We start from the raw sequence: 22,679 nt of genomic DNA, 5'->3' as shown, positions 1-22,679 counted from the left end.
TCTAGCTCTGTTTCAAACTACGGGCCTGCCCGCGGCCGATCCCAGCTTTTTCAACACAATCGGGCGAAAGCGGACATAGGCTTGTCGCGTAAGTGCTAAGTTTCGAACGTCTCGAATGTCCCACATTTAGCGACAGTTGGTGACCGATGACGGCACCGTTCGCGTTGCAAAAGGGGTCCCTTTTGCACGCCGTTTGACTGGCTAGCGCTAACGGTCGATGATGCCGAGTTTTACAGTTTTCCCAAATACCAATTGGGGAGACGTTTTTCCCATGCTGCGAGGTGAACGGCCTGTAGCGCGCTTGAACGCCGCACCAAACGCGCTTTCAGACTGGTACCCGACCGATGCAGCAACGGCGGACAGGGACATGCCGCCCCGCGCCAGCTGGTCCGAGGCAATCGTCATCCGCCAGCGAGCTAAATAGCCGATCGGCGTCTCGCCCGTGACCTGCTCGAAATGCGCGGCGAAGCTTGACCGCGACATGCCCGCGCACCGCGCTAGCTCGCGGAGGGACCAGCGATGCGCGACGTTTCCGTGCATCGCCTCCATCGACCGCCGCAAATTGGGATGTACAAGCGCGGCGAGCCAACCACGATGCGCTTGACCGCTTTTAAGATGCGCACGCAGCGCCTCGATTAACAACGCCTGGGCGAGATGGCTGGCGAGTAGCGCGCCTCCCGGACGCGGCTCGCGCAGCTCGCGCATCAGGCGCCGTATGCCCGCCAGCAAGGCGTCCCTGCCTTCACCCTCTCCGACATGGACCAGGGGTGGCAAGGTTGCGAGCAGCGCTGCGGCCTGTCTGTCGCCGAGCTGGAAGAAGCCGCCTACCCCAATGCAATCCCCACCGCCGTTTAGCGTCACGAATGCGCCTGCGGAGACGCTCGACAACAGCGCCACGGCATCGACCGGCACGGCGGCATCGGACGCGCCGAGACGTGCTGCGCCCGACGTCATCAGCACGACGTCGCCTGCTTGAAGTGTCGTGGGCGCCGTGCAGCCTTCCAGCCATAAACGACAAGTTCCTGTTTCGATGGCGATGCACCGGATGCCTTGCGCGGAATCGTACGCCAAAGCCCAATCGCCAGCGGCGTCGAGGCCACGAAAACCGTAGCTCGTCGGCCGCATCATTGTCAGAACGTCTGAAAGTGGATCCATGGTTATTGGACGATCGCGATGAACTACAGGACATATGAAGATGGATGATCCAGCCGGCGAAGTCTAGTTGAGGGGCTCCCCTCCTTTTTTCCGTAGGCCCATGAGTAAAGAAGCGACCCTCTCCATATTCGCCGATCGAGGCTCCCGACCGTCGATTAGTCGGCGTGTGATGTGGAGCGGCCTGGCCGCGCTAAGCAGCGTCGTCGCGCTCGCATCCTACCGCTATCTTGCCGGGGTCGGCCCGGTTCCGCCTAACATCACCGCCAACCGTCACCTCAGTCCGTGGATCGTTATACACGCGGCAGGTGCCGCCACCGCACTGCTTGTCGGACCTTGGCAGTTCGTCCCAGCATTGCGTGGACGCCGACCCGTGATCCACCGGACGCTTGGACGGGTTTATGTCGCCAGCTGTGCCGCGGGCGGCGTGTCGGCGCTAGTCTTAGCGACTGGCGTATCGGCGGGACCGATTGCTGGTGCCGGCTTCGCTGCATTGGGAACAGCGTGGCTCACCGCCACGACAATCGCAGTGCGGGAGATCCTGATGGGCCGCGTGCCGGCGCATCACCGCTGGATGATCCGCTCGTTTGCGCTGACGCTGTCGGCGGTGACGCTGCGGCTCTACCTGCCACTAACCAGCCTGATGGGGCTCGATTTCACAATATCCTACCGCGTTATCGCTTGGGCTTGCTGGCTGCCCAACATGATCGTCGCGGAGCTGTTCATCGGTGCCCCCGACACCTGACACATTTGCGAAAGAATATGAGAATGAGAGTATTCATTACGGGCGCAACCGGCTTTATAGGTCCCGCCCTCGCCACGAATTTAATTGCGCGCGGGCATGAGGTTGTAGGCCTTGCCCGGTCGGAAGCATCGGCAAAGGCGTTGCGCGATGTGGGCGTCAGTTCCCTCAGCGGCAGCCTCACTGATCTGGCCGTACTGCGACAGGGCGCCGCGGAGGCGGACGGCGTGATCCACCTGGCCTACAGCTTCTCACCGGGCGACATGCCGCGTAGACGCCTGCTCGGCGCGGTGCTGGGCGGCTGGCCCGGCAACATGATCGCCCGCATGATGAGGGCAATCACCATGACCAACGACGCTGCGCTCGACGCGCTCGCAGGCGCGCTGCAGGGCTCGAACCGGCCGTTGGTCACCGCCTTTGCCACAATGGGCATTGCCGGCGCTTCGGGGGAACGCGCACCACGCGTTGCCACCGAGGCCGACGCGCCGAACCCTGGATCACCCGGCTATGTGCGCGCGGTGAGCGAAGCCCGTGTATTGCAGTGGGCGACACGCGGCGTGCGCGCCTCGATTGTCCGGCTGGCACCTTCCGTCCACGGAATGGGCGATAAGGGGTTGATCCCGCAGCTCGCGGCTGCCGCGCGCAAGCATGGCGAGGTGCTGTATGTCGGAGATGGCGCCAACCGCTGGACCGGGGTGCAAATCGACGACGCAGTGACTCTGTTTAGGCTCGCGCTGGAGCAAGGTGTTGCCGGGGGCGTGTACCACGGCGTCGGAGACGCCGGGCTGACCTACCGAGAGATCGCCGAAATCATGGGTCGGCGGCTGTGCCTCCCTGTACGATCGGGCACTAAGGCCGACGCCAAGCGCCAGCTGGGCTTTACCGCACCGTTCGTTTCCGTCGACAATCCGGTGGACAGCATGCGGACGCGAGAGCAGCTTGGCTGGGCACCAAAGGGAATGTCGCTGGCCGACGATCTTTATGGACCTGCTTATTTCGGCGACTGATCGCTGGTCGGCGCAGTGGGGACGTTTTGACCGGCTGCGTCCTCGAGATGCCTTTTTGCATCTTCTCTTATGCCCAGCGTTGATCTGGAAAGGCTGAGCCTTCTAAAAACCGGTCAAACATCGTTTTGAGAAGCGGCGCCGTTTGGCACGATCGTATAAGACTGGATTGCCTTAACCGCTGACCAAGGCAATCCAGTTTTAACCCTTGATCAGACCGTGACGCGAAGAACGATCTTACCGCGTGCGCGACCGGACCCTTGGTAGGCGAACGCATCTGGAGCGTCGGCAAGCGGCACGACGCGATCTGTCAGGACGCGAACACCGCCCGCCACCTCTTTCACCACGGTTGCAAGCCGGGTCGCATCCGACGAGTGGAAGACGAAGGCGGCGCGGACGTTGTGCGCCTTGGCCATGGCCTCGTCGGGTGGCGATACCGTGGAGGCCAGGATGCCGCCTACGCGCAGCACGTCGAACGAGCGGACCTGCGTGTCGCCACCGACCGTATCGAGAACCGCGTCGACGTCGGACACGCGGGCGGCAAAATCCTCGTGGCGGTGATCGATCACCACGTCCGCGCCGAACCGTTCGGCGATGGCGATACCGTTACCGGACGCCGTGGCGATCACGCGCGCGCCAGCGGCGCGGGCGAACTGGATGGCGAAGCTGCCCACGCCGCCCGCACCGGCATGGACGAGGACCGTCTGCCCGACCGTGAGATCGGCCACCTCGAACAGCGCCTGCCAGGCCGTGCCTGCCGCTGTGGGGATCCCGGCGGCATCCTCGAAGCTGATCGCGTCGGGCAGCTTCACGAGCTGGTCGGCCGGCACGAGCGCGTACTCGGCGATGGCACCGCCGCTGGTCGGCGGCTTGCGTGCGACGATGCGGTCACCGACCGTCCAGCCGGTAACATCGGCGCCGAGCGCCTCTACCGTGCCGCTGAGGTCGGTGCCGACTGTCGTCGGGAAGGTAAGCGGGAAATACCCGTGCATTGCCCCGCTCTGGAGCTTCACGTCGAGCGGGTTGAGCGCCGCACTGGCGACGCGCACCAACACCTCGCCCGCACCGGGCCAAGGCGTGTCAGTCTCGGTGAGCGCAGGATCGGTTTCGTAGCCACTGAGCTGAAACGCCTTCATCATGCCTTCTCCTCGGCAGCGTCCATCGCGCCTATCTGATGCAGCCAGCCAAACCAGTCCTCCATGTGCCAGGTGTGCGTCACCCGGCCGTTCTCGACATGGTGGAACTCGTGGATTGGTAGCCTGAAAGTGCGGCCGGTCGGCTCAACGCCGAACCATTCGCCTCGATGAGTGCCCGTGATCTCCGCCCGCACGCCGGCTCGGCCGGGCGCGCCGATGATCTCGTGGATCGTAACCTTCGCGTCGGGGAAGGCGGCGCTGAAGCCGCGGATCAACGGCTTCATGCCATCACGGCCGGACGCTTGACCAGGTGCGAGCGGGATGTCTTGCCAGTCGGCGGTGACTGCCTGGTCAAGGAGGTCGGGGGCATGTTCGGAGAAGGCGCGGTACAGCGTCTCGATCGCGATGCGGTCCTCCTTACTCAGAGTGCCGCTAATTGCGGCGTCGGTTTGTGCCATGCTTAGTCTCCTAGTTGGATGACCGGGAGGTAAGCGCCGACTTTGCATCGTTGAAATAGATAGTCGGTATGTGACATCATCATTCGCATGGATTTGCATGGTATTGATCTGAACCTGTTGGTTGCGTTTGACGCGCTGATGGTGGAGCGCAACGTCACGCGTGCCGGCAAGCGCACCGGCCGCACTCAACCTGCGATGAGCGCGGCGCTCGCTCGGCTGCGCGCGCTGTTTGAGGACGAATTGTTCGTGCGCGCCCCCTCAGGCCTGCAACCGACACAGCGCGCCATTGAATTGGCCGAACCGCTCGGCCGGGCTCTAGGAGAGATTCGCCGCACGTTGGATTTTACCCAACGCTTCGACCCTGCCACCTCGACGCAAGGCTTCACGCTCGCGCTGTCCGATCATCCCGCCTTAGTGCTGCTGCCGCGCCTGACAGACACTCTGCGCAAGATCGCGCCGGGTGTGATCTTGCGCATCAATGCCTACACCCACCGTGACGATGCCGTGTCGCTGCTCGATGCGGGCGAGGCCGATCTGACGATCGGGGTGCCGGCCCGGCAGGGGGCGGGCGGTCGCATCCTGACGCGTCCATTGTTCGAGGATCGCTTCGTCTGCATCCTGCGCCGCGACCATCCTGCCGCATCGCAGACGCTAGACCTAGATGCTTTCCTCGGCCTGTCGCACCTGCTCGTCTCACCCGAGGGCGACCGCTTCGGCCAGGTCGATGCGGTGCTGGCAGCGCAAGGCCAGCATAGGCGCGTCGCGCTTAGCCTTCCGCAGATGCACGCCGCGCCACGCGTTGTCGCCTGCTCTGACATGATCGCAACCGTACTTCAGAGCATCGTTGCGAACTCAGAGAGCCGGGATCGGCTCACCCTGTTCCCGCCGCCCTTCGATCTCGCGCCGGTATCCTTCGTTATGTCGTGGCATCGGCGAAACGAAGCGCATCAGGCTCAACGCTGGTTGCGCGAGACGATCGCTGACCTGGGACCGCTCAATCCACCAACCTGATGTACCGACATATTGCCTATCGATTGGCACGATGGCTGACCGACTTCTAGCTTGTCTCTCATCATATCTAGCGGAGTTTGCAGCATGAGAACGGCCATCGTCACGGGGGCATCGCGCGGCATCGGCCGTGCCTGCGCCATCACGCTCGCCACGCAAGGGTTGGCGGTCGTGGTCAACTATGCCGGGTCGGACGGCGAGGCGGCCCAGGTGGTGAGCGAGATCGAGAATGCGGGGAGTAGGGCGCTTGCGGTTCAGGCCGACGTGGCCTCGGCGTCCGACGTGGCGCGCCTGTTCGACCAAGCAGAAGCTGCGTTTGCCGGCATCGACGTAGTGGTTTCCAGCGCGGGCGTGATGACGACAGGCCATATCGCGGAGGTCGGCGACGACGAGTTCGACCGCGTGATCGACGTCAACTTGCGCGGCACCTTCAACGTTTTCCGCGAAGCGGCCCGGCGGGTACGCGACGACGGTCGCCTGATCGGCCTGTCGAGCACGACACTAGCGCTCAATGCGCCTGGTTATAGTCTCTACAACGCCACCAAGGGCGCGGTCGAAGGCATGGTGCGCGTCGTCGCCAAGGAACTCGGTGGACGGGGGATCACCGTGAACGCCGTCGCCCCCGGCCCGGTCGAAACCGGTCTGTTCCTCGACGGCAAGTCGGACGCGGACGTGCAGCGCATGGCCGGCATGGCGCCGCAGAAGCGGCTCGGCCAGCCCGACGACATCGCGGCGCTCGTTGCCTTTCTCGCCTCGCCGCAGGCCGCCTGGGTCAGCGGCCAGATCGTTCGGGCGAACGGAGGCATCGCATGAGCGCCGCTACAAACGGACAGGCGATTCTTGTGACCGGGGCCGGCAGCGGCATCGGCTTGGCTATCGCCACGGTGCTCGCCCGCGCCGGGCACCACGTTCACGCCGGATTGCGGCTGGCTCGCTCCGAGGGTGAGGGACGGGCGGGAATGCTTTGCGATCTCGCCGCCACGGAGGGTCTCGACTTGCGCGTCGTTGATCTCGACGTGCTGTCGGAACCGAGCTGCCGCGCCGCAATCGACCAAGTGGTAAGCGAACGCGGCCGACTCGACGTGGTGGTGAACAATGCTGGTATGCTGATGACCGGCATCACCGAAGCGTTCGCGCCCGAGCAACTGCAGGCCATCTTCGACACCAACGCCACCTCGTGGCTGCGCGTCAACCGCGCCGCGTTGCCCGTGATGCGTCGGCAGGGCCACGGGGTTCTCGCCTATACGAGCAGCACCACCGCCCACATCGCCGAACCGTTCCTCGGCCCCTATGCCGCATCCAAGGCGGCCGGCGAGGCGCTGGCCGAGGTGATGGGCATGGAGGCACGGCCGTTCGGAATCGAAACGGTTATCCTTGTGCCGGGCGCGTTCACTAGCGGCACCGACCACTTTGCCCATGTCGGCAGACCGGTGCATCCGACTGTCGTGGCGCAGTATGGCGATCTGCCGTCGCGTGCCGAAGACTTGGGCGATCGGCTACGCGAGATCGACGCTGCGCAAGGCGGTGCGCTGGATGTTTCCAAGGTCGGGGAGGCGCTGCGCGACGCGCTTGCACGCCCACGTGGGAACCGTCCGCTACGCGTGTTTGTGGACGGCCAACAAAAGGGAGTGGAGAATATTACCGCCGTTCAGGACGCACGGCAGCGGTTGTTGCTTGATGCGTTCGGCTTGGGCGATCTCTCGCCAAGCGCTACAGCCTCATAGAGGCCCGATCGACCTTCTAAAAAAGGACTCCGGCCCGGGAACGGCGTACAGCCGTGACGAGTGATCTACTCCCGCTGCAAGCCGCCTTCCCAAAAACCGTTCCCAAAACGTTTTCCCGAAATGACGTCATTTCGACGGAGTTATGAGAATCACAGAGCGCGCCTTAAGACGACGCAAAACACATGATTTCCAATGGCACCCCGGTGAACACTGACGCGGTCACTAATTAAGTCTAAGCCTGGGCGACAAACCCTGTCGCTTTGCTCGAGTAGGCGAAAACCCGATCTTGGAGGTTTTCCGTCACTATCGATCGTTAGCGGATAACTGGTTGCGTTCTGTGCGCCGACCCCTGTCTCCGACAAGGACATCATTTTTAGTTTGCGCGACGAAACAACCGGCGACACGAAGGTCGTTCAGCGGGCCGCGGCATCAACTGGGACGGCGCTACCTGATTCCCGCATCGTCGCGTTTAACCAGGACGTATTCTGGGATGACGAAGCGGTGAGCAGCCGGAGTGTCGTCGAAAGCACGAACTTTGGTGTCCCTCGCATTCGTTCTCACCGCTCCACGGCTTGCGCAATCACAAAAACCCCTCTCCAGCATGTTCGCGAAATCGCTCGTGATCGCGCACATACTCCGCCACCATGTCGATCGAGGCGTGCCGGCTATGCTCCCGCATCTTAAACAGATTGGCATTCTGCCGACCTGCTTCGGTAAGAAACCCAGCTCGCAGAGAGTGCCCGGAGAATAAGTCCTCCGGATAGCCGGCGGATCGGGCGGCAGCTTTGACAACCAGGGCCACACCCTGCGCGCTCATCGGCCGCTCGGTGAGCCGCCCTTGCGGGGTCATTTTGCGAAACACATGACCGCTGTCGATCCCGGCTTTTCCCAGCCAGGCCCGGTAATGCCGCACCGGCTCGAGGCGCCGACCATCGGGAATAGCCACGCTATGGCCCCTGCCCTCCTGGTCGGTCTTTGACGTCGGCACGCGGACTAGCAATCCGCGCGTATCGTCCGACACCCGGCTCACGGTAATCGCCACCAGCTCGGAGCGGCGAAAGGCCCCCGCCATCCCGATCGCCAACAATGCCCGGTCACGATACGAGCGCAGATCCTCACCGCCGATCGTCCGCAACATGTCACGCAACACGTCGCCATCGGCGGGGCGCTTCTTCCCCGATGGATCATCGCGCTTGTCGCGGCGGATGGCACGCATGGCTTTTTCCAACCGCGCGCCGTCTGGCTGTTGCGTCGGCGGATCGAACCCCGCCGCGCGGTGCGCAAAGACGATTGCCGATAGCCGTCGACCGATCGTTGAACGCCCGAGTGGCTTGGCCAAAGCTTCGCGCCCTCCCCGCGCCCGATGCGGCGTCCGTGGGGCGAACCCGCGTTCCGCCAGTAGGGTCAGGAAGGCGGCGACCATCGCCGGCGTCGCGGGCAGCGATCGATAACCGCTTTCCTCGCACCAGGCACAAAATAGCCGCCAGTCGGATTGGTAGGCGCGCAACGTCGCTTCTGCCGATGCGCGAGCGACATAGCCATCGACGCGGTCGCGATCGTCCGGCGCCAGATCGGGTAGGTATGCGGCGAGCGCGTTGACCTGATCGGCCACGACGATGTCGCGGGCCAAGCTCGTGTTAGTTTCGGCGTCGTGTGACACGTCGGTTCGCTCGATCATCAAATTAGGCCAGATGCCACGTTTTGCGGCACCGGTTGGGTACGCGAATGGCCAATTTCACGCCAGCATGTTTCTAGCGGGAATCAGTCTTATCGCTAGAATGGTTCGCCGGATGTTCCGCGTCTACTCAGCCATTCCGGTTCTCCCGCTTTCACTAGTTCTCCGATTTTCACGTATCTTGACGCTTACCCGTGTTTTCCCTATTTCATCGATATCGGCTTTAAGCTGGTCGTGCCTCTATCAAGATCCGCAAGTACAGGCTGAGCCCGCACTCGCGATCGAGCCCCCCGCGTACAGGCAGCAGCCCGCATGCGATCGAGATCCCGCCGCGCAGGTAATAGCTTGCAACGCATCCAGCACAGGAAACCCGCTCATGGCGACGAGCATGGAAATCGTACCCTCGGGCGAATTGCAAAAGCAGTTCGGCCGTTATTCCGACGAGGCAATGATCCGCCCGGTCGGCGTTAGTCGGAACGGCCGCGTGCGCTTCGTCATGGTCCCCGTCGATGAATATGAGCGCCTGCGCCGTCGTGAACGGATCGCAGGCCGCGTGGAGGATCTTGATGACGAAACCCTCGAAGCCATCCGCGGCGTCGAACCCGGCCGCGGCGCCCAAGACGCCGAAAAAAGGCTCAACCCCGCCGCAACCGGGTGAAGTCCTCAACTACAGCTACTTGTGGGAATACGAGTACGTTAAAGGCCGGGATGAAGGTATAAAGGACCGGCCCGTTGCCGTTGTTCTGGTGACTCGTCAGAAGGACGGGATCGACCAGGTGCACGTCGTGCCGCTGACCACGAAAGCCCCTACCCGCGATCAGTTGGCGATCGAAGTGCCCGACGCCATTCGGCGTGATCTCGGCCTGTCGGGCGATAGGTCGTGGATCATCATCACTGAGTGGAACCGGTTTGCCTGGCCCGGCTACGACATCCGACCGATTCCGGGGCGCGAGCCCGCTGTCAGTTATGGCTACCTACCAGCAAGCTTCTTTCGGCGGGTCCGTGATGCGATCGTGGCTGCTGGCATCGGCCGTCCGGTGGATCGCGACTGACACAACCGGCATCGATCGAAATCAAACGTCGATCGCCCTCGGACTTCGTGCTTTCGACGACACTGAGAGTTGCGATTAGGGAAGTGATGTCGGTCGGAGAGTCTATGCGTAAGCCTCTCCGGACAGACGCCCCGTCGCGCGCAAAAGCGCGGCTTGGGCGATCAGAACATCGCTGCGGCTGCGCGCAACGGCGAGCTGCGCGGCACGGAAGCTCTGGTCAGCAACAAGGATGTCGATCGTTGAGCGTAAACCGTAGCTATATTCAGCGCGTACACCCTTGAGTGCAAGGTCGGCAGCAGCCAACCCATCTACGTTCGCTTTCAGTCGGGCACGCGCGGCAATGAGCGTCGCCCAGGCGGCATCTGCACCGCGTATCGCTTCCCGCGCAGCGGCATCGATCTGAAATCGCTCGGCGCGGTACGTCGCTTCTGCCTGCCTCACCCGCGAAGACACCAGCCCGCCGGTCAGCAGTGGCACCCGAAGTGCCAGCCCCGCAGAGGCCGCGGCCTCATAACCTCGAACGCGCTCGTCGGCTATCCGACCACCATAGCCATAAGCGCCGTTTAGCGCCAGGAACGGCGCGCGTTCGGCTCGCTCTCGACCGATTCGCGCCGCTGCTGCATCGGCGACGCGGCGCTGCTGGAGCAGAAGCGGATTACGAGCCTGCGCGGCCTCGCGCGCCGTTTCCAAGTTCGTTGGTAGCGCCGTCGGCGGCGGAGTTTCGGTGGACAGTGCGTCTGCCGACTGCCCGACGATCGAGCGATATGCCGCAGCCACGGTCGCGAGGGTTCCTTCCGCATCAGCCATGTTAGCGACAACGCTTGAGCGTTGCGCCTCAAGCTGGGCAACGTCGGTGCGGGTCGCCTGGCCCAGCCCGAAGCGCGAACGCGCCTCGGCGACCTGGGCGTCGAGCCGCTCAATGCCTACCCGCGCCACCTCCACCGCCTGCTGGTTGTAAAGCAGGTCCGCGTAGGCGGCGACAACGCTCTCAAGGATCGCCGCCTCCGTATCACGCAGACCCTCGGCCCCGGCCGCCACGTCGTTGTTCGCCGCGCGTACCGCTGAGGATACTCGGCCCCCGGTCCAAACGGGCAGTGTAGCGCCTACACTCACCGTGCCGGCGCGACCGACGCCGAGCCGGTCATAACCCGCCGTGGCACCGCCATCAGCGGACGGTCGACCGAGGGCGCGCGCCTGTTCAGGCGCCTCCGCCAGCGCTTCCTGCCGAGCACGAGCTGCTGCAAGCTCAGGGTTGGAGGCATAAGCCGTGGCGACCGCCTCGCGCAGCGTCTCTCCGCAGGCTGGAGTCGCCAGAACCAGTCCTGCAGCAATTAAGGGCCACTTATTCATGGCGCAACGCCCAAGCCGGCGCGGCGCGACTGGCGCGCAACGATTGGGCGAGTACCGTCAGCACAGCGATGACAATCGCGAGGACGCTCGCCCCGATAAAATAAAGCGGTGACAGCGTGATCCGATCTTCGAACCCCGCAAGCCAAGTCCGCATCGCGACGAAGGCGAGCGGCCATGCGACCAGATTGGCGATCATCACGGGGCGCAGGAACTGGCCGACCAGCAGCCTGACGATGTCGGCGGACGACGCACCTAGCGTTTTGCGGATGCCGATCTCTTTGATCCGCCGGGCCGTGTTGAATGAGGCAAGACCCCACAGCCCGACGCAGCCGATCAGCACCGCCAGCCCCGCGCCGACGGCGAACAGTCGGGTCGCGCGATCATCGTCCTCGTAGAACTCTCCCAGCCACTTGTCGGCAGTGTCGCCGTCAAACGGAACCTGCGGTACCATCCGCTGCCAGATGCTGCGCACAGCTGCCACCATTGCGTGCGGATCGCCCGTGTAGCGGATCGACGCCACCGCTGTACCAGCCTTCTCCGGCTGTCGAGAGTAGACGTAGTAGGTCGCGCTATTGGGTTCGCGTGGGCCGAAGAATTGCATGTCGTCGATGACGCCGATGATCGTTCGCGGACGGTCGCCGCCTACGGTCTTGCCGATCGCATCCTGCGCTGAGCGGAAGCCGAGCGTCGGTATAGCGCGGCGATTGATAACAATGTTGATCGGTGCGCCTTTACCGAGCGGCTTCGAGTCATCGGCTCCGTGTGCGTCGTCGAACACCCGCCCCGCAATCAGTCGACTGGCGTACACATCGAAGAAACGCGGACCGACAACGACCCAGCGCAATGACGGACCAGGTCCGACTACGCCTGGCAGCGGTACGTTATCGCTGTTATTCTCCCCACTGCCGCCCACCGCGCTGTTGCCGACAGTAACATCGTTCACTGCGGGTATCGCCCGGATCGCCGCGACGACCGCACTCTTCTGTGCCGGATCGATCAGACTATCGGCCAAAGAGCGGACCACCAAGAGTCCGTCGCGCTTGAAGCCCAGATCGGTCTGGCGGACGTGCCTGGTCTGCGAAACCAGTACGAAGGTGCCGATGGTAAAAGCGATGGCGAGGCCGAACTGAAGCACCACTAGCGCCTCACGAATACGGTTGCCGGCCCGCCCGCCACCCGGCGCACGCGCCGAAGCGAGCACGGTGGCGGCTGGAAAACGCGACAGCAGTATCGCCGGATAGGAGCCAGCGGCGATGCCCACGAGCACCACCAGCGCGACTAGCGCCGGCGCGACCAGCGCGTAAGGGATCGTCAAAGACAATCCGCCCGCCGCGTTAACGAGCGGCAGGCTGAGTTCCGCGAGCATCAGGCCGATGATGGCGGCGATTGCAACCGTCAGAATCGCCTCGCCGAGGAACTGGCCGACCAGCGCGCGCCGGTCGGCGCCAAGCACCTTGCGCATCGCGACCTCGCGAGCGCGCAGTCCGGCGCGGGCGGTCGCGAGGTTCACGTAGTTGACGATCGCGATCAGCAAGGTGAGCAACCCGACCACGCCCAGCGTCGTGACCGTCATCTTTCGGCTCGCACTCTGCGTCCCCTGTGGTTCGAGATGCATCCTCGCGATCGGGAGCAATTTGAGCTGTTGCGTCCTCGAGGCGTCCTTGCCCATGTCCTTCAGCCCGCGACGATCGACGAACGCTCCAAGCTTCTGCTGGAACGCTTGTGCCGTGGCCGGTGTGTCGAAGCGGAGAAAGGTCTGTAGGGAGGAGCTTCCCCAATGAAACCAGGTTTCCGATGGCGGCGTCCGCGGAAGCGGGATCAGGATGGAAAAGTTAAGGTCGCTGTTCTTGGGGAGGTCGCGGAAGACCCCCGCGACGCGATAGGCGTCGGAGCTGTCCATCCCGACCGTCAAGGTCTGACCGACCGGGTCGCTAGCTCCGAAATATCTGCGGGCAGCACTTTCGCTGATGATTGTGTTTGTCGGTGTGCGTAGCGCATCGCGCCCGTTGCCGCGCGACATCGGCAGGTCGAACACTTCGAAGAGGGACGGATCGACTTGAGCTACGTCGTCGGTAACCGCGATGCCCCCGCGCAAGACGTTGCCGGCACCCTTGCCGCCGCGCACCCGGGTGCCGACCGTGCCGGGGAAATCCTCGCGCATTTGATCAAGGAGGCCCCCCATCGTCCAGGGATAAGCACCATTAAACGGGCTTTCCGGAAGGTTCCATACGGTCTGCACCGCGTAGACTCCGTTGTAACGCGGGAGCCATTTCTCATAGCTTGTCTCGAACCGGACGTAGAGGGCGAGAACTAGGAATACCGCGATCCCCACCGCCAGTCCGCCGACGTTGAGCGCAGCGTAAAGCTTGTGGCGGGTCAGCGAGCGGTAGAGCGTCAGCAGGGCGAAGCGGTTCATCTGTCTCGTCCGTGTTTGAGAAAGGAAGGTCAGCCGCAGCGGACGATGGCGCTGCCACCCTTGCGAACGTCGCAGCGTGCACCGCCCGAAACGCGAATCATGCCCGAGCCACCCGCGCCGATCGTAGCGGTACGAGACGCCGTGGCGGTGACCGTGCCCGATCCGCCCAGATCCACCGTGACCGCCGACGTAGCCAGCCCACGCGTATTGATGCTGCCCGAGCCGCTCATGTCGATCGCTACAGTGCTTGCGTGGCCGCTAGCGACGATCGATCCCGATCCGGACAGGTCGAACCGAGCAGTCCCGACGCGCAGGTCGGTCAGTACGATCCCGCCGGAACCCGAGATACTGGCAGCGAAGTCGCGGCGTTCGATCGCACCAGCGCGGATTTCACCCGACCCTGAGAGTAGCGCAGCCCGCAGCGACGGCATCGTAACGGTGATGCGCGCGCCCTTGTCACGCCACGTACCGGGGCGCCGGCCGACGCGCAGCGTTTCGCCGCGGACATCGATCGCTAGCGCGGCGATGGCGCGCGGATCGCCGGTCGCGACCACCGACACGGTCGACCCCTGAACTATCTGGATCGAGTCTGACGCGGTCAGCTCGACTGCATTGAACCCGCGGACGTTGAAGCGTTGCTCGCTGGATTGCGGCGAGGCCGGGGAGGAAGCGACGGCGAGCGTGAGGGCGGCGGCATGGGTAAGTCGGTTCATGATCGGTCCTTTCGGGTCAGAGGGCGCGGGCGACGGAGGTGACTATGCGGCCGTCGAGCATGTCGATCCGGCGCCGCGCCATGTCGGCGTGGCTAGGAGAGTGCGTGACCATCACGATCGTCGCCCCCTTCTGGTTGAGGCCGGTCAAGATGTTCATCACCTGCGCACCGTTTTCGGTATCAAGATTGCCGGTGGGCTCGTCCGCAAGGATCAGCTTCGGGTCGCCGACGATCGCGCGGGCGATGGCGGCACGCTGCTGCTGCCCGCCGGACAATTGGTGCGGGTAGTGACGCGCGCGGTGAGCAATGCCGACCTTGTCCATCGCTGCCGCAACGCGCTGGCGGCGGTCGCCCGCCTTGTCTTTGCGATAGGCCAAACCAAGCTCGACATTTTCGGCGATCGTCAGCTCGTCGATCAGGTTGAAACTTTGGAACACGAAGCCCAGCGTGCTGCCGCGGAACTTCGCCAACTTCTTCTCGTCCAGCGCCGCCAGGTCTCGGTCACCGAACAGATATCGCCCCCCGGTCGGCCGATCGACGGTGCCGAGCATGTTGAGCAGTGTCGACTTGCCGCAGCCAGACGGGCCCATGATCGCGACAAACTCGCCAGCTCCGACGTGCAGGTCGATGTCGTGAAGCGCGGTGGTCTCGACCTCGTCGGAGACGTAGCGGCGCTGGATGCTCTCTAAACGGATCATGGAACGGCCCTTCAGCGGAGGTTGAGGATGTCGCCCTTCACGGACGAAGTGTTCGAGGTGGTAATGCGTTCGCCGGACGAGAGGCCGGACAGGATTTCGACCTGCTCGGGGTTGCGGCGACCGACCTTCACCACCCGACGGCGGGCATGGCGACCGTCGGCATCTAGGACGAAGGCCGAAGATCCGCTCCCCGCCTCTAGCCAGCCCCCCACGGGGGCAACCAGCGCTGGCGCGGTGCTGCCGAGCGTGATGCGGATATCAAGCGTCTGGCCGCGATTGAGCCTGACGCGCGCGGCACTGTCGAACGTCAGCTCGACACGGAAGCGGCCATCCTTGACCGCAGGCAGCACCTTGCTGACCGTCAGCCGCGCACCATCGGCGATGGCGCGCTGCCCGACCGCCACGCGGCCGAGATAGAACTCGTCGACGTCCGCCTCCAACTTCCACGAGCCCTCGCTGTCGATCTGTCCCGCCGGGTCGCCGGGTTTTAGGGTTTGGCCGGGCTGGATCGTGAAGTTGGTCAGCCGCCCGCCGGTAGGTGCGCGCACGGTCAGCGCGTCGAGGCCGGCGCGTACCGCGGCTAGGTTGCCCGACAGCCGTCCACGCGTATCTGCCAGCCGCGCGGCTTGTGTCGCGGTGATCCGCGCCTCCGCCGCACCGCCCGATTGCAGCTGCGCCACGCGCTTTTCCTGATAAGCAGTTTCTTCTGCAAAGCTCTTCACACCAGCGTCGGATACAAAGCCCTGGTCGTGCAACTGCTGGCGAATGCCGAGTTCGCGGCGCGCCTTGATGAGGTCGTAATTGGCCTGCGCGATCTGGCCCGCACGGTCCAGGCGGTTGCGCTCGATACCCAGATCCTGACCAGACACGTCGCCGAGCTGCCCGGCGATCTGTGCCTCGCGTGTCAGAACATCGAGCTTGAGCGTCGGATTGGCAAGGCGAGCAATTGGCTGACCGGTGGCCACCATCGCACCGTCCTGCACCAGTAGCGTCTCGACCTGCCCCCCCGACAACACGCCGACCAGCGTGGTGACGCGCGGCGCTACAGTGGCGCGCACGGGGAGGTAATCGGCGAACGGCGCGCGGATGACTGTGCCGATCTCAACGTCGGCGAGCTCGATGTCAGTCGATCCGCTCGCCGGCAGGAAACGCCACAGCATCAACGCGACAATTACCACCGAGATGGAGATCAGCACTGTCCGGCGCCGCCACCACGGCGTCGCCTTTCTCGCCACCCTGCGATCCATGCTGGCACCGGGAGAGGTGGTTGCGTGTACGGGCTGTTCGGTCATCATGCGGACAGTGTCGCGCAAGAATGCCGAAATGCCGAAAAGGCCTAATTACAATGACTAAGCAGAACATCCCATCGTCCGTGCTGTCCGACCCCGGACACGCTGTCCGCCAGCGGACAGAAAACTATGTGTCAAGCGGTGCAACGATTCTACTCGTCGACGATAATCCGGAGGTTGCGCGCGCGATCGCGCTGGCGTTCGATTGCGCTGGGCACGCAGTCGACGTAGCAGGCGGACCGGAAGAGGCGTTTTCGATGCTGGCACAGCGGCGCTTCGATGCGATCCTGCTCGATCTGAACTTTACGCAAGGGCAAACCAGCGGCGCGGAGGGATTCGCTTGCCTTGCGCGCATCGTTGCCGACGATCCCGCCGCGGCCGTGGTCGTCATCACGGCACACAGCGGCATCCGTATTGCTGTCGCTGCAATGCAGGCGGGCGCGGTGGACTTCGTGATGAAGCCGTGGCGCAACGACGACCTGATCGCGCGCGTCGAGGCCGCGATCGCCAAGCACCTACGACCCGTCGCCGGTGCGGCCGCCATCCCCACCACGCCCCACCGGCTGCTTGGCGACAGTCCGCCCATTCTCGCCGCACGTGACCTCATCCGCCGCATCGCACCGACGTCCGCGAGCGTGCTCATCGAGGGCCCCGCCGGCAGCGGCCGCAACCTTGCTGCCACGCAGATCCACGAGAGCTCTCCTCATGCTGAGGTTGCGATTGTAACGATCGACGTGCCCGACGAGGGGGCGTGGTCGCGCATGGACGGGATCACCGGCACGCTGATACTACGCGATCCGGATCGTTTGGATGCCGTAGCACAGACCCGGCTGCTCGACCGTTTGCCGGACAACCTGCGCACGATCAGCATCGTCGAGGATGCCGCTCGCTTGTCTTCTCGACTGCGGGCGCGGCTCGCCACGATCGTCCTAGCACTACCGCCCCTTGCCGCGCGCGGGGATGACGCGCTGCTGCTCGCGCGGCATTTTGCGCGCATCGCGGCCGAACGTTACGGTAAGATCGCCCCACCCTTCACCGCATCTGCCGAGGGGCTCATCCTGTCGACGCAGTGGACCGACGAAGTGCGCGGGCTCGCTCAGGCGGTCGAGCGTGCGGTGTTACTTGATGACGACGGCGTTATCGATGGAAGTGCGCTGGCACCCACCCTAGTCCGGACGATTGCCAACGCAGCGCCCGACCCGGCAGCACCTCTCGACGTGTCGCTGTCCGCGTCAGAGCGCGTGATGATTGAGGCCGCGCTGCGCCAGTATCATCACAATGTCAGCCACGCCGCGAATGCACTTGGGCTTACCCGGCAAGCCTTGTACCGCCGGATGACCCGCTATGGTCTCTGACCGGGCACTCAACCCCCGTGGTCTGGGCGCCATCGCCGCTGCAACAGGGTTGATCGCTGCGGGAGGTCTCACCGTCTGGGCACTGCGTTACGGGTTTTACGGCACGATGGTGTTCGGTGTTCTGTCGGCGATCTGGCTTACAACGCTACTGTGGTGGAGCGCTAGCGAACCACGCGATACCGCAGCCGTAGCAACCGGCGAGCGAAACGAAGAACACGAGGACGAGCGGGTCATGCTGCGCACTCTCCTTGACCAAGCGCCCGGGGCGCTGCTCGCGATTGAAGGGACGCGTGTTCGTGCGCTCAACCGTGCCGCACGGTTGCTGTTCGCGACCGACGATCTCGTCCTGCCAGCGCCCGCCCCACTGCTGTCCGGCGACGCGGCGCGGCTCCGCCATGACGGACGAAGCTGGCGTATCGATCGCGTCGCCGTCCAGGGCGCTGCGCCGGGCATGCTGATTGCGTTGATCGACGTCGAGGCCCAGGAACATGCCGCTGAGGCACGAGCCACCCGCGACCTGCTGCGAGTCCTGGGCCACGAGGTAATGAACGCAATGGCACCCATTGCTTCGCTCGCCGAGACCGCGCTCGCGGTACTGGCGGTGCCCGAGCGGCGTGACCGGCTCCTACCCGAGATCCTTGGTACGCTAGCCCGCCGGGCCGATGGCCTGCGCCGGTTCACCGAAGCCTATCGCCAGGTAGCACGACTGCCCGAACCTACACTTGCCCCGGTTTCCGTCGCCGACCTCTTCGCCGATCTCGCGCGGCTCTTCGACGGACAGTGGCACGGGGAAGCGCGGCTAACGATCGCGGAGGTGGGCAGCCTGATCGTTTCGCTCGATCGCAGCCAGATGGTGCAGGCAATGCTGGCGCTGCTGCACAACGGCGTCGAAGCGACGACTGTAACAGATTTACCGCCGATGGTGCGACTGTCTGCTACGGTATCGACGGATCGCCTGACCTTTCATGTCGCCGACGACGGCCCCGGCATCGACCCCGCCCATCGCGCATCGATCTTCCTGCCCTTTTTCACTACGAAGGCCGACGGCAACGGAATCGGGTTAGCCGCTGCGCGCCAGATAGCTCAAAGCCATGGTGGAGACGTGACGCTACGTGCTACTCGTCCAACGACTTTCGACCTTTCGGTGCCGCTCTGACATCATAAGCCAAGCGCTTTATCTCGGCTCAGAACCTATGCGAGAAGGCCTGCGCGTTGGACAAACCGCCGGCCGTTTGTCGCGGCCTCTTTTCCAAACAGGCGTTGTTTTCGAAACTTAGAGCTCAGGACACGGGAGAGCTTCTAGCTCCGCCCAGCAGCATGCATTGGCCTTGTCGCCAGCGCGGCATGTCAAGGGATTGATCAAGCTGCTATCGACGCGCAACGGTTACGAAGACGACCCATTTCCGGACATTCAGAGCCCCCCGGTTCGTTCCCAACTCCGGCCATTCATTCAGGTGGGATACCATGGATATCCGCATCAGGTCATTCGCCGGAACGCTCTGGCCAACGATGACATGTCAGTAGCGGCCCCTTTGCTCGACCCGTCGCCGCTGCAAGGCCAGACGAAGCGGCAGGTCCCACCAGCGGTAAGCGGCAAAGGCGAAGGCTATCGTGAAACCATAGAGGGCCGCCGCAACCGCCACCGTGGCCCATGTCGTCGTGCCACCGGCAGCGATCCAATTCATGTACAGGTACACAAAGGGATAATGCGTGATGTACAGCGGGTAGGATAGCTGCCCTGCCGCACGGCATAGGCGGCTCACCATCCGACCGCCGCCCGAATGCCGCCCCAACACGATGATCGCTGGAAACAACAGAAGGACGCAGAATGCCTGATACAGGCCGTTCAACTTGAGGCCACCGTAGCTGGGCAGCACGGGGGCGGCGAAGACGACGCAGAGGATCAGGCTGAGCGGCACGAAGCCGATGCGCCATCGCGGCAGCCGGTCATGCAGGCGGAAGATCAGCAGACCGGTGATGAACGGATAGGCAAGCCGCACAGGCGCGCCCCAGAAATTGGCAAGCCCCCAACCGGTGTCGTAAGACCCCAGCGACAGCGCCATCGCCGCGGACACCAGTCCAGCGATAAGCGCTGTTATCGCCAGCGCTTGCGTTCCGAGCCGCCGGAGCACCAGCGCATAGGCCAGATTGCCGATATATTCCTGTAACAGCGTCCAGGCGGGGGCATTCAGCGGATGGCTGTCCCCCAAGCGGTTGGCCAGCGGCGCGGATGGCAAAGCGAACAACGCCATGACGAACGCGAACACGATGAGTATTCCCGGCGCATTCTGCCGATTGCCCGCGAACGGGTCCGCCACATAGCTGAGCAGCCCCAGCACCGCGCCCAGCACGACGAGGGGGTGCAGCCGGATCAGCCGGCGGATTAGGAACTGGCGTGTCGACATCGTTCCCCAACGATCGTCATAGGCATAGCCGACGACGAAGCCCGACAGCGCGAAGAAGAAATCGACAGCCAGATACGCATGCGGCAGTAGCAGTTGTGGCGCGTTGAATAGCACCGTGATGCCCTGGATATGGAACGCCACCACCAGCAGCGCTGCGGTGCCGCGCAGCCCGTCGAGAACCTCGAAATGAGCCTTGCCGTCCCGGATCGGCACCACGGCATCCAGTGGACCCTGCGCAATCATCGTCGTGCCGCTCGTGCGGGGTTACCCACGACCGTCTCTCCGACTGCGACATCACGGGTAACCACGCTGCCGGCGCCGACAATCGCATCGTCACCAATCGTCACGCCGGGCAAGATCAATGCGCCACCGCCGATCCAAACGTTCGCGCCGATCCAGATTGGCCGTCCGAACTCCAGCAGCCGCGCTCGCAGAGCGGGGTCGCGGGGATGGTCGGCGGTCAGGATCTGCACGCCCGGCCCGATCTGCGTACCGGCACCGATATCGACGCGCACGACGTCGAGCACGACGCAGCCGAAGTTGAGGAACGCTCCTGCGCCGAGATGGATGTTATAACCGTAGTCGCAGTAAAATGGCGCTCGGACGGTTACCCTTTCTCCGACGTCCCCCATTGCCTCGCGTAGCAACCGATCGCGAGCGGCCGCTGAGGCGTCAGCCATGCCGTTGTACCGAGCCATCCACGCCGCAGTGCGCGCCGCGTCGGCGGCCAGTTCGGGATCGTCGGCGGTGTAAAGCTCGCCCGCCAGCATCCTAGTCTTCTCGCTCATCACATTCAGCTCAGATCATGCAGGTCTTTGGCGAGCGGCGGGGTAATCCGCAGATCGGAAAACCGTACGCCCAGCCCCTCGCGCTCGGGCGTGCAGGCCATGGGGCCGACGCGATATGAAGACATCACGGGAAACGGTGCCAATCGAACAAGAGGCCACGTTATGCCATCCGCCGACACCTGCAACCGCAACACACCGTTGGCGACCGTGGCACGCATCCAGAAATCGCGTGGATCGTGTGCGTAAGGGCTGGTCGCCCAGTCCGAGCGATCATCGGTCAGGACGCTGCTCAACATCGCGCGGCCATCGGACAGTTCGATTCCGGCCTTGATCCAGCGACGCTCGTCGACCCGGATCATGATACCTGCCTGATCATAAAGCTGTCGATACTCCCCGCGAATGCGCAGCTGCGCCGTGAACGCGGCAGGAGTGGCGAAACCAAGGAAATGACCGGAATCCCGTGTGAAGCCATAATGCGTCTCGCGCCAGAAATCGGTGGCCCGATCGGTGACCAGTGTCACTTCTCCCCTCGCATCCACGTTCCAGCGACGGGGCGCATTCAACCAGACGCCATCGCTTCGCCCCAACACGGTATGTGCCACGGTCCCGCTGCCGCGTGCGATCGACGGCACCGCGAGCGCCGTTGCACCACCAATGATCGTGCGCCGCGATACTATTGCTTCCTGCATGCCCCCCGTCCTCCCTATATGCTACGACAGCGGAGCGACGCTCGCTGACGAACAATTTGTACAAATGTACATGCGCTTTGCAAAGGGGGTGCCGTGAGCGGCGGGACGAAGCGGAAAGATCCTGAACGCCGACAGCGGATCGTCGAAGCGACGCTGGATGTCGTCGCCGAATACGGCGTGACCGGCACCACGCATCGCCGCATCGCGGCGGCTGCAGCCGTGCCGCTCGGGTCCGTCACCTATTATTTCGCGACACTGGACGACCTTATCGCAGCGGCATTTCTGCAACTGGCCGAGCAATCGTCGGAGGAATTTGCGAAGCGGATGGCAATGGCAGGCGATCGGGACAGCGCCAAGGCGGCCATCGTCGCCATCATCGCGGGATCGATATGGGCGACACCGCGCACCTTGCTGCTCAGCTACGAACTCTATGCCTTTGCCGCACGCCATCCGCCCGTCGCCGCGGTGATGCAGCGATGGATGAGCAATAGTCGCGTGGCGCTCGAGCGCTTCTTTGATCCGTTGACGGCAAGGGCGCTGGACGCGCTGATCGAGGGCATCGGCATCCACAATTCAATCGACACCGAGCCGCTTGAGGAAGATGCCATTCGGACGATTGTGGATCGCATTACCGGCATAAATAACAACTTTAGACAAAACTGACGGTTTGGACAAAGCGACCCACAAGCGATCGTTCAGTGCCCGAAAGCGGCATCCCAGAATCGGCCGTTCGTTCACGTAACCGGCCGAGGCCATGGTGTGATCCTCAGGCTATAGTCACGCCGCTGCACGCCAGCGGAATCTACTCACATCAGCGTGCAACGGCGATCTGTTATCCGATCATGAGCTCGGAATGATCATCGCGGCGAGATCGGTGAGTAGATCGGGACCTGTAGGCTCCCATCCCAGCCGCTCCTGCGTCAAGACGCTCGACGCGGTCATGTCGAGAGCGGCGAAGGGAGTCATCCAGCCGAAGAAGCGCTCGATGTCTTCGGTTGCGATCGAACGTACCGGCAATCCGGTTCC

Annotated in this window: 22 protein-coding genes and 1 pseudogene; 10 read left to right on the top strand and 13 right to left on the bottom strand. The window is 63.8% G+C overall.

The genetic code is table 11. From position 1 onward, the window contains the following. Nucleotides 1-207: 207 nt before the first annotated feature. The gene (locus ASE89_RS10840; protein WP_082451408.1) at nt 208-1,155 is read right to left on the bottom strand and encodes an AraC family transcriptional regulator; all 948 of its coding nucleotides are present in this window, start codon (nt 1,153-1,155) and stop codon (nt 208-210) included. A gap of 169 nt (nt 1,156-1,324) precedes the next feature. Here ASE89_RS10840 and ASE89_RS10835 point away from each other — a divergent pair, with 169 nt between their 5' ends. Beyond that, nucleotides 1,325-1,897 carry a DUF2306 domain-containing protein gene (locus ASE89_RS10835; RefSeq protein WP_056413621.1) on the top strand — a complete coding sequence of 191 codons (573 nt, stop codon included), beginning with the start codon at nt 1,325-1,327 and terminating at the stop codon, nt 1,895-1,897. Nucleotides 1,898-1,920: 23 nt separating this feature from the next. Further along, nucleotides 1,921-2,901 (top strand): SDR family oxidoreductase, encoded by a 981-nt coding sequence (locus ASE89_RS10830; RefSeq protein WP_056677437.1) that lies wholly within the window; start codon nt 1,921-1,923, stop codon nt 2,899-2,901. A 209-nt stretch (nt 2,902-3,110) separates the two neighbouring features. Here ASE89_RS10830 and ASE89_RS10825 read toward each other — a convergent pair whose 3' ends face one another. After that, nucleotides 3,111-4,037: an NADP-dependent oxidoreductase gene (locus tag ASE89_RS10825; RefSeq protein ID WP_201781532.1), complete on the bottom strand. Its 927-nt coding sequence runs from the start codon at nt 4,035-4,037 to the stop codon at nt 3,111-3,113. Then, nucleotides 4,034-4,492 carry an ester cyclase gene (locus ASE89_RS10820; RefSeq protein WP_056677434.1) on the bottom strand — a complete coding sequence of 153 codons (459 nt, stop codon included), beginning with the start codon at nt 4,490-4,492 and terminating at the stop codon, nt 4,034-4,036. Before ASE89_RS10820 ends, ASE89_RS10825 begins: the two co-directional genes overlap by 4 nt. An 87-nt stretch (nt 4,493-4,579) precedes the next feature. On the opposite strand from ASE89_RS10820, the gene ASE89_RS10815 reads away from it, so the two are divergent. The 3 genes from ASE89_RS10815 to ASE89_RS10805 all read left to right on the top strand — a co-directional run bounded on the left by ASE89_RS10815 (nt 4,580) and on the right by ASE89_RS10805 (nt 7,224). Further along, nucleotides 4,580-5,503 carry a LysR family transcriptional regulator gene (locus ASE89_RS10815; protein ID WP_056677431.1) on the top strand — a complete coding sequence of 308 codons (924 nt, stop codon included), beginning with the start codon at nt 4,580-4,582 and terminating at the stop codon, nt 5,501-5,503. A gap of 84 nt (nt 5,504-5,587) precedes the next feature. Then, nucleotides 5,588-6,313, top strand: a complete 726-nt coding sequence (locus ASE89_RS10810; RefSeq protein WP_056677428.1) for an SDR family oxidoreductase — start codon at nt 5,588-5,590, stop codon at nt 6,311-6,313. Next, nucleotides 6,310-7,224, top strand: a complete 915-nt coding sequence (locus ASE89_RS10805; protein ID WP_056677426.1) for an SDR family NAD(P)-dependent oxidoreductase — start codon at nt 6,310-6,312, stop codon at nt 7,222-7,224. The genes ASE89_RS10810 and ASE89_RS10805 overlap by 4 nt, the downstream gene beginning before the upstream one ends. A gap of 580 nt (nt 7,225-7,804) precedes the next feature. On the opposite strand, the gene ASE89_RS10800 is transcribed toward ASE89_RS10805, so the two are convergent. Next, nucleotides 7,805-8,902 carry a site-specific integrase gene (locus tag ASE89_RS10800; protein ID WP_056677423.1) on the bottom strand — a complete coding sequence of 366 codons (1,098 nt, stop codon included), beginning with the start codon at nt 8,900-8,902 and terminating at the stop codon, nt 7,805-7,807. 373 nt (nt 8,903-9,275) lie between these two features. Here ASE89_RS10800 and ASE89_RS10795 point away from each other — a divergent pair, with 373 nt between their 5' ends. Then, entirely contained in the window at nt 9,276-9,557 is a 282-nt protein-coding gene (locus ASE89_RS10795) for a type II toxin-antitoxin system Phd/YefM family antitoxin (protein WP_056677420.1), read from the top strand. Then, nucleotides 9,466-9,951: a hypothetical protein gene (locus tag ASE89_RS10790; protein ID WP_236701716.1), complete on the top strand. Its 486-nt coding sequence runs from the start codon at nt 9,466-9,468 to the stop codon at nt 9,949-9,951. Before ASE89_RS10795 ends, ASE89_RS10790 begins: the two co-directional genes overlap by 92 nt. A 102-nt stretch (nt 9,952-10,053) precedes the next feature. Here the strand turns inward: ASE89_RS10790 and ASE89_RS10785 are convergent, their stop codons facing one another. From ASE89_RS10785 to ASE89_RS10765, 5 genes are read right to left on the bottom strand one after another with little or no spacing between them, the layout of a single operon-like run. Next, nucleotides 10,054-11,301: a TolC family outer membrane protein gene (locus tag ASE89_RS10785; protein ID WP_056677413.1), complete on the bottom strand. Its 1,248-nt coding sequence runs from the start codon at nt 11,299-11,301 to the stop codon at nt 10,054-10,056. Beyond that, on the bottom strand, nt 11,294-13,717 hold the full coding sequence (locus ASE89_RS10780; protein ID WP_056677411.1) for an FtsX-like permease family protein: 2,424 nt from the start codon (nt 13,715-13,717) through the stop codon (nt 11,294-11,296). The genes ASE89_RS10785 and ASE89_RS10780 overlap by 8 nt, the downstream gene beginning before the upstream one ends. A 29-nt stretch (nt 13,718-13,746) precedes the next feature. Next, on the bottom strand, nt 13,747-14,430 hold the full coding sequence (locus tag ASE89_RS10775; RefSeq protein ID WP_056677408.1) for a head GIN domain-containing protein: 684 nt from the start codon (nt 14,428-14,430) through the stop codon (nt 13,747-13,749). A gap of 16 nt (nt 14,431-14,446) precedes the next feature. Further along, nucleotides 14,447-15,127 (bottom strand): ABC transporter ATP-binding protein, encoded by a 681-nt coding sequence (locus ASE89_RS10770; protein ID WP_056677405.1) that lies wholly within the window; start codon nt 15,125-15,127, stop codon nt 14,447-14,449. Between the two features lie 11 nt (nt 15,128-15,138). Continuing rightward, complete coding sequence (locus ASE89_RS10765) at nt 15,139-16,362, bottom strand: efflux RND transporter periplasmic adaptor subunit (RefSeq protein WP_236701715.1); 1,224 nt, start codon at nt 16,360-16,362, stop codon at nt 15,139-15,141. An 80-nt stretch (nt 16,363-16,442) separates the two neighbouring features. Here ASE89_RS10765 and ASE89_RS10760 point away from each other — a divergent pair, with 80 nt between their 5' ends. Both ASE89_RS10760 and ASE89_RS10755 read left to right on the top strand, forming a co-directional pair. Next, a complete protein-coding gene (locus ASE89_RS10760; RefSeq protein ID WP_330219055.1) occupies nt 16,443-17,771 on the top strand; it encodes a sigma-54-dependent transcriptional regulator in 1,329 nt (442 codons plus the stop codon). Beyond that, nucleotides 17,761-18,927 carry a sensor histidine kinase gene (locus ASE89_RS10755; RefSeq protein ID WP_056677402.1) on the top strand — a complete coding sequence of 389 codons (1,167 nt, stop codon included), beginning with the start codon at nt 17,761-17,763 and terminating at the stop codon, nt 18,925-18,927. Before ASE89_RS10760 ends, ASE89_RS10755 begins: the two co-directional genes overlap by 11 nt. Before the next feature lie 361 nt (nt 18,928-19,288). On the opposite strand, the gene ASE89_RS10750 is transcribed toward ASE89_RS10755, so the two are convergent. From ASE89_RS10750 to ASE89_RS10740, 3 genes are read right to left on the bottom strand one after another with little or no spacing between them, the layout of a single operon-like run. Further along, a complete protein-coding gene (locus ASE89_RS10750; protein WP_168427641.1) occupies nt 19,289-20,389 on the bottom strand; it encodes an acyltransferase family protein in 1,101 nt (366 codons plus the stop codon). Between the two features lie 26 nt (nt 20,390-20,415). Further along, nucleotides 20,416-20,964, bottom strand: coding sequence for a sugar O-acetyltransferase (locus tag ASE89_RS10745; protein ID WP_168427639.1), 549 nt, complete (start codon nt 20,962-20,964; stop codon nt 20,416-20,418). Between the two features lie 5 nt (nt 20,965-20,969). Then, complete coding sequence (locus tag ASE89_RS10740) at nt 20,970-21,653, bottom strand: DUF1349 domain-containing protein (protein ID WP_056677393.1); 684 nt, start codon at nt 21,651-21,653, stop codon at nt 20,970-20,972. Nucleotides 21,654-21,746: 93 nt separating this feature from the next. Here ASE89_RS10740 and ASE89_RS10735 point away from each other — a divergent pair, with 93 nt between their 5' ends. Beyond that, on the top strand, nt 21,747-22,316 hold the full coding sequence (locus ASE89_RS10735) for a TetR/AcrR family transcriptional regulator (protein WP_056677382.1): 570 nt from the start codon (nt 21,747-21,749) through the stop codon (nt 22,314-22,316). Between the two features lie 177 nt (nt 22,317-22,493). Here ASE89_RS10735 and ASE89_RS20795 read toward each other — a convergent pair. Continuing rightward, nucleotides 22,494-22,679, bottom strand: a pseudogene (locus tag ASE89_RS20795) (NAD-dependent dehydratase); the annotation flags it as partial.

Origin of the sequence: Sphingomonas sp. Leaf30 (assembly GCF_001422525.1) — a bacterium.
GTDB classification, from domain to species: domain Bacteria; phylum Pseudomonadota; class Alphaproteobacteria; order Sphingomonadales; family Sphingomonadaceae; genus Sphingomonas; species Sphingomonas aerolata.
This window is presented reverse-complemented; position numbering and strand designations above follow the sequence as displayed.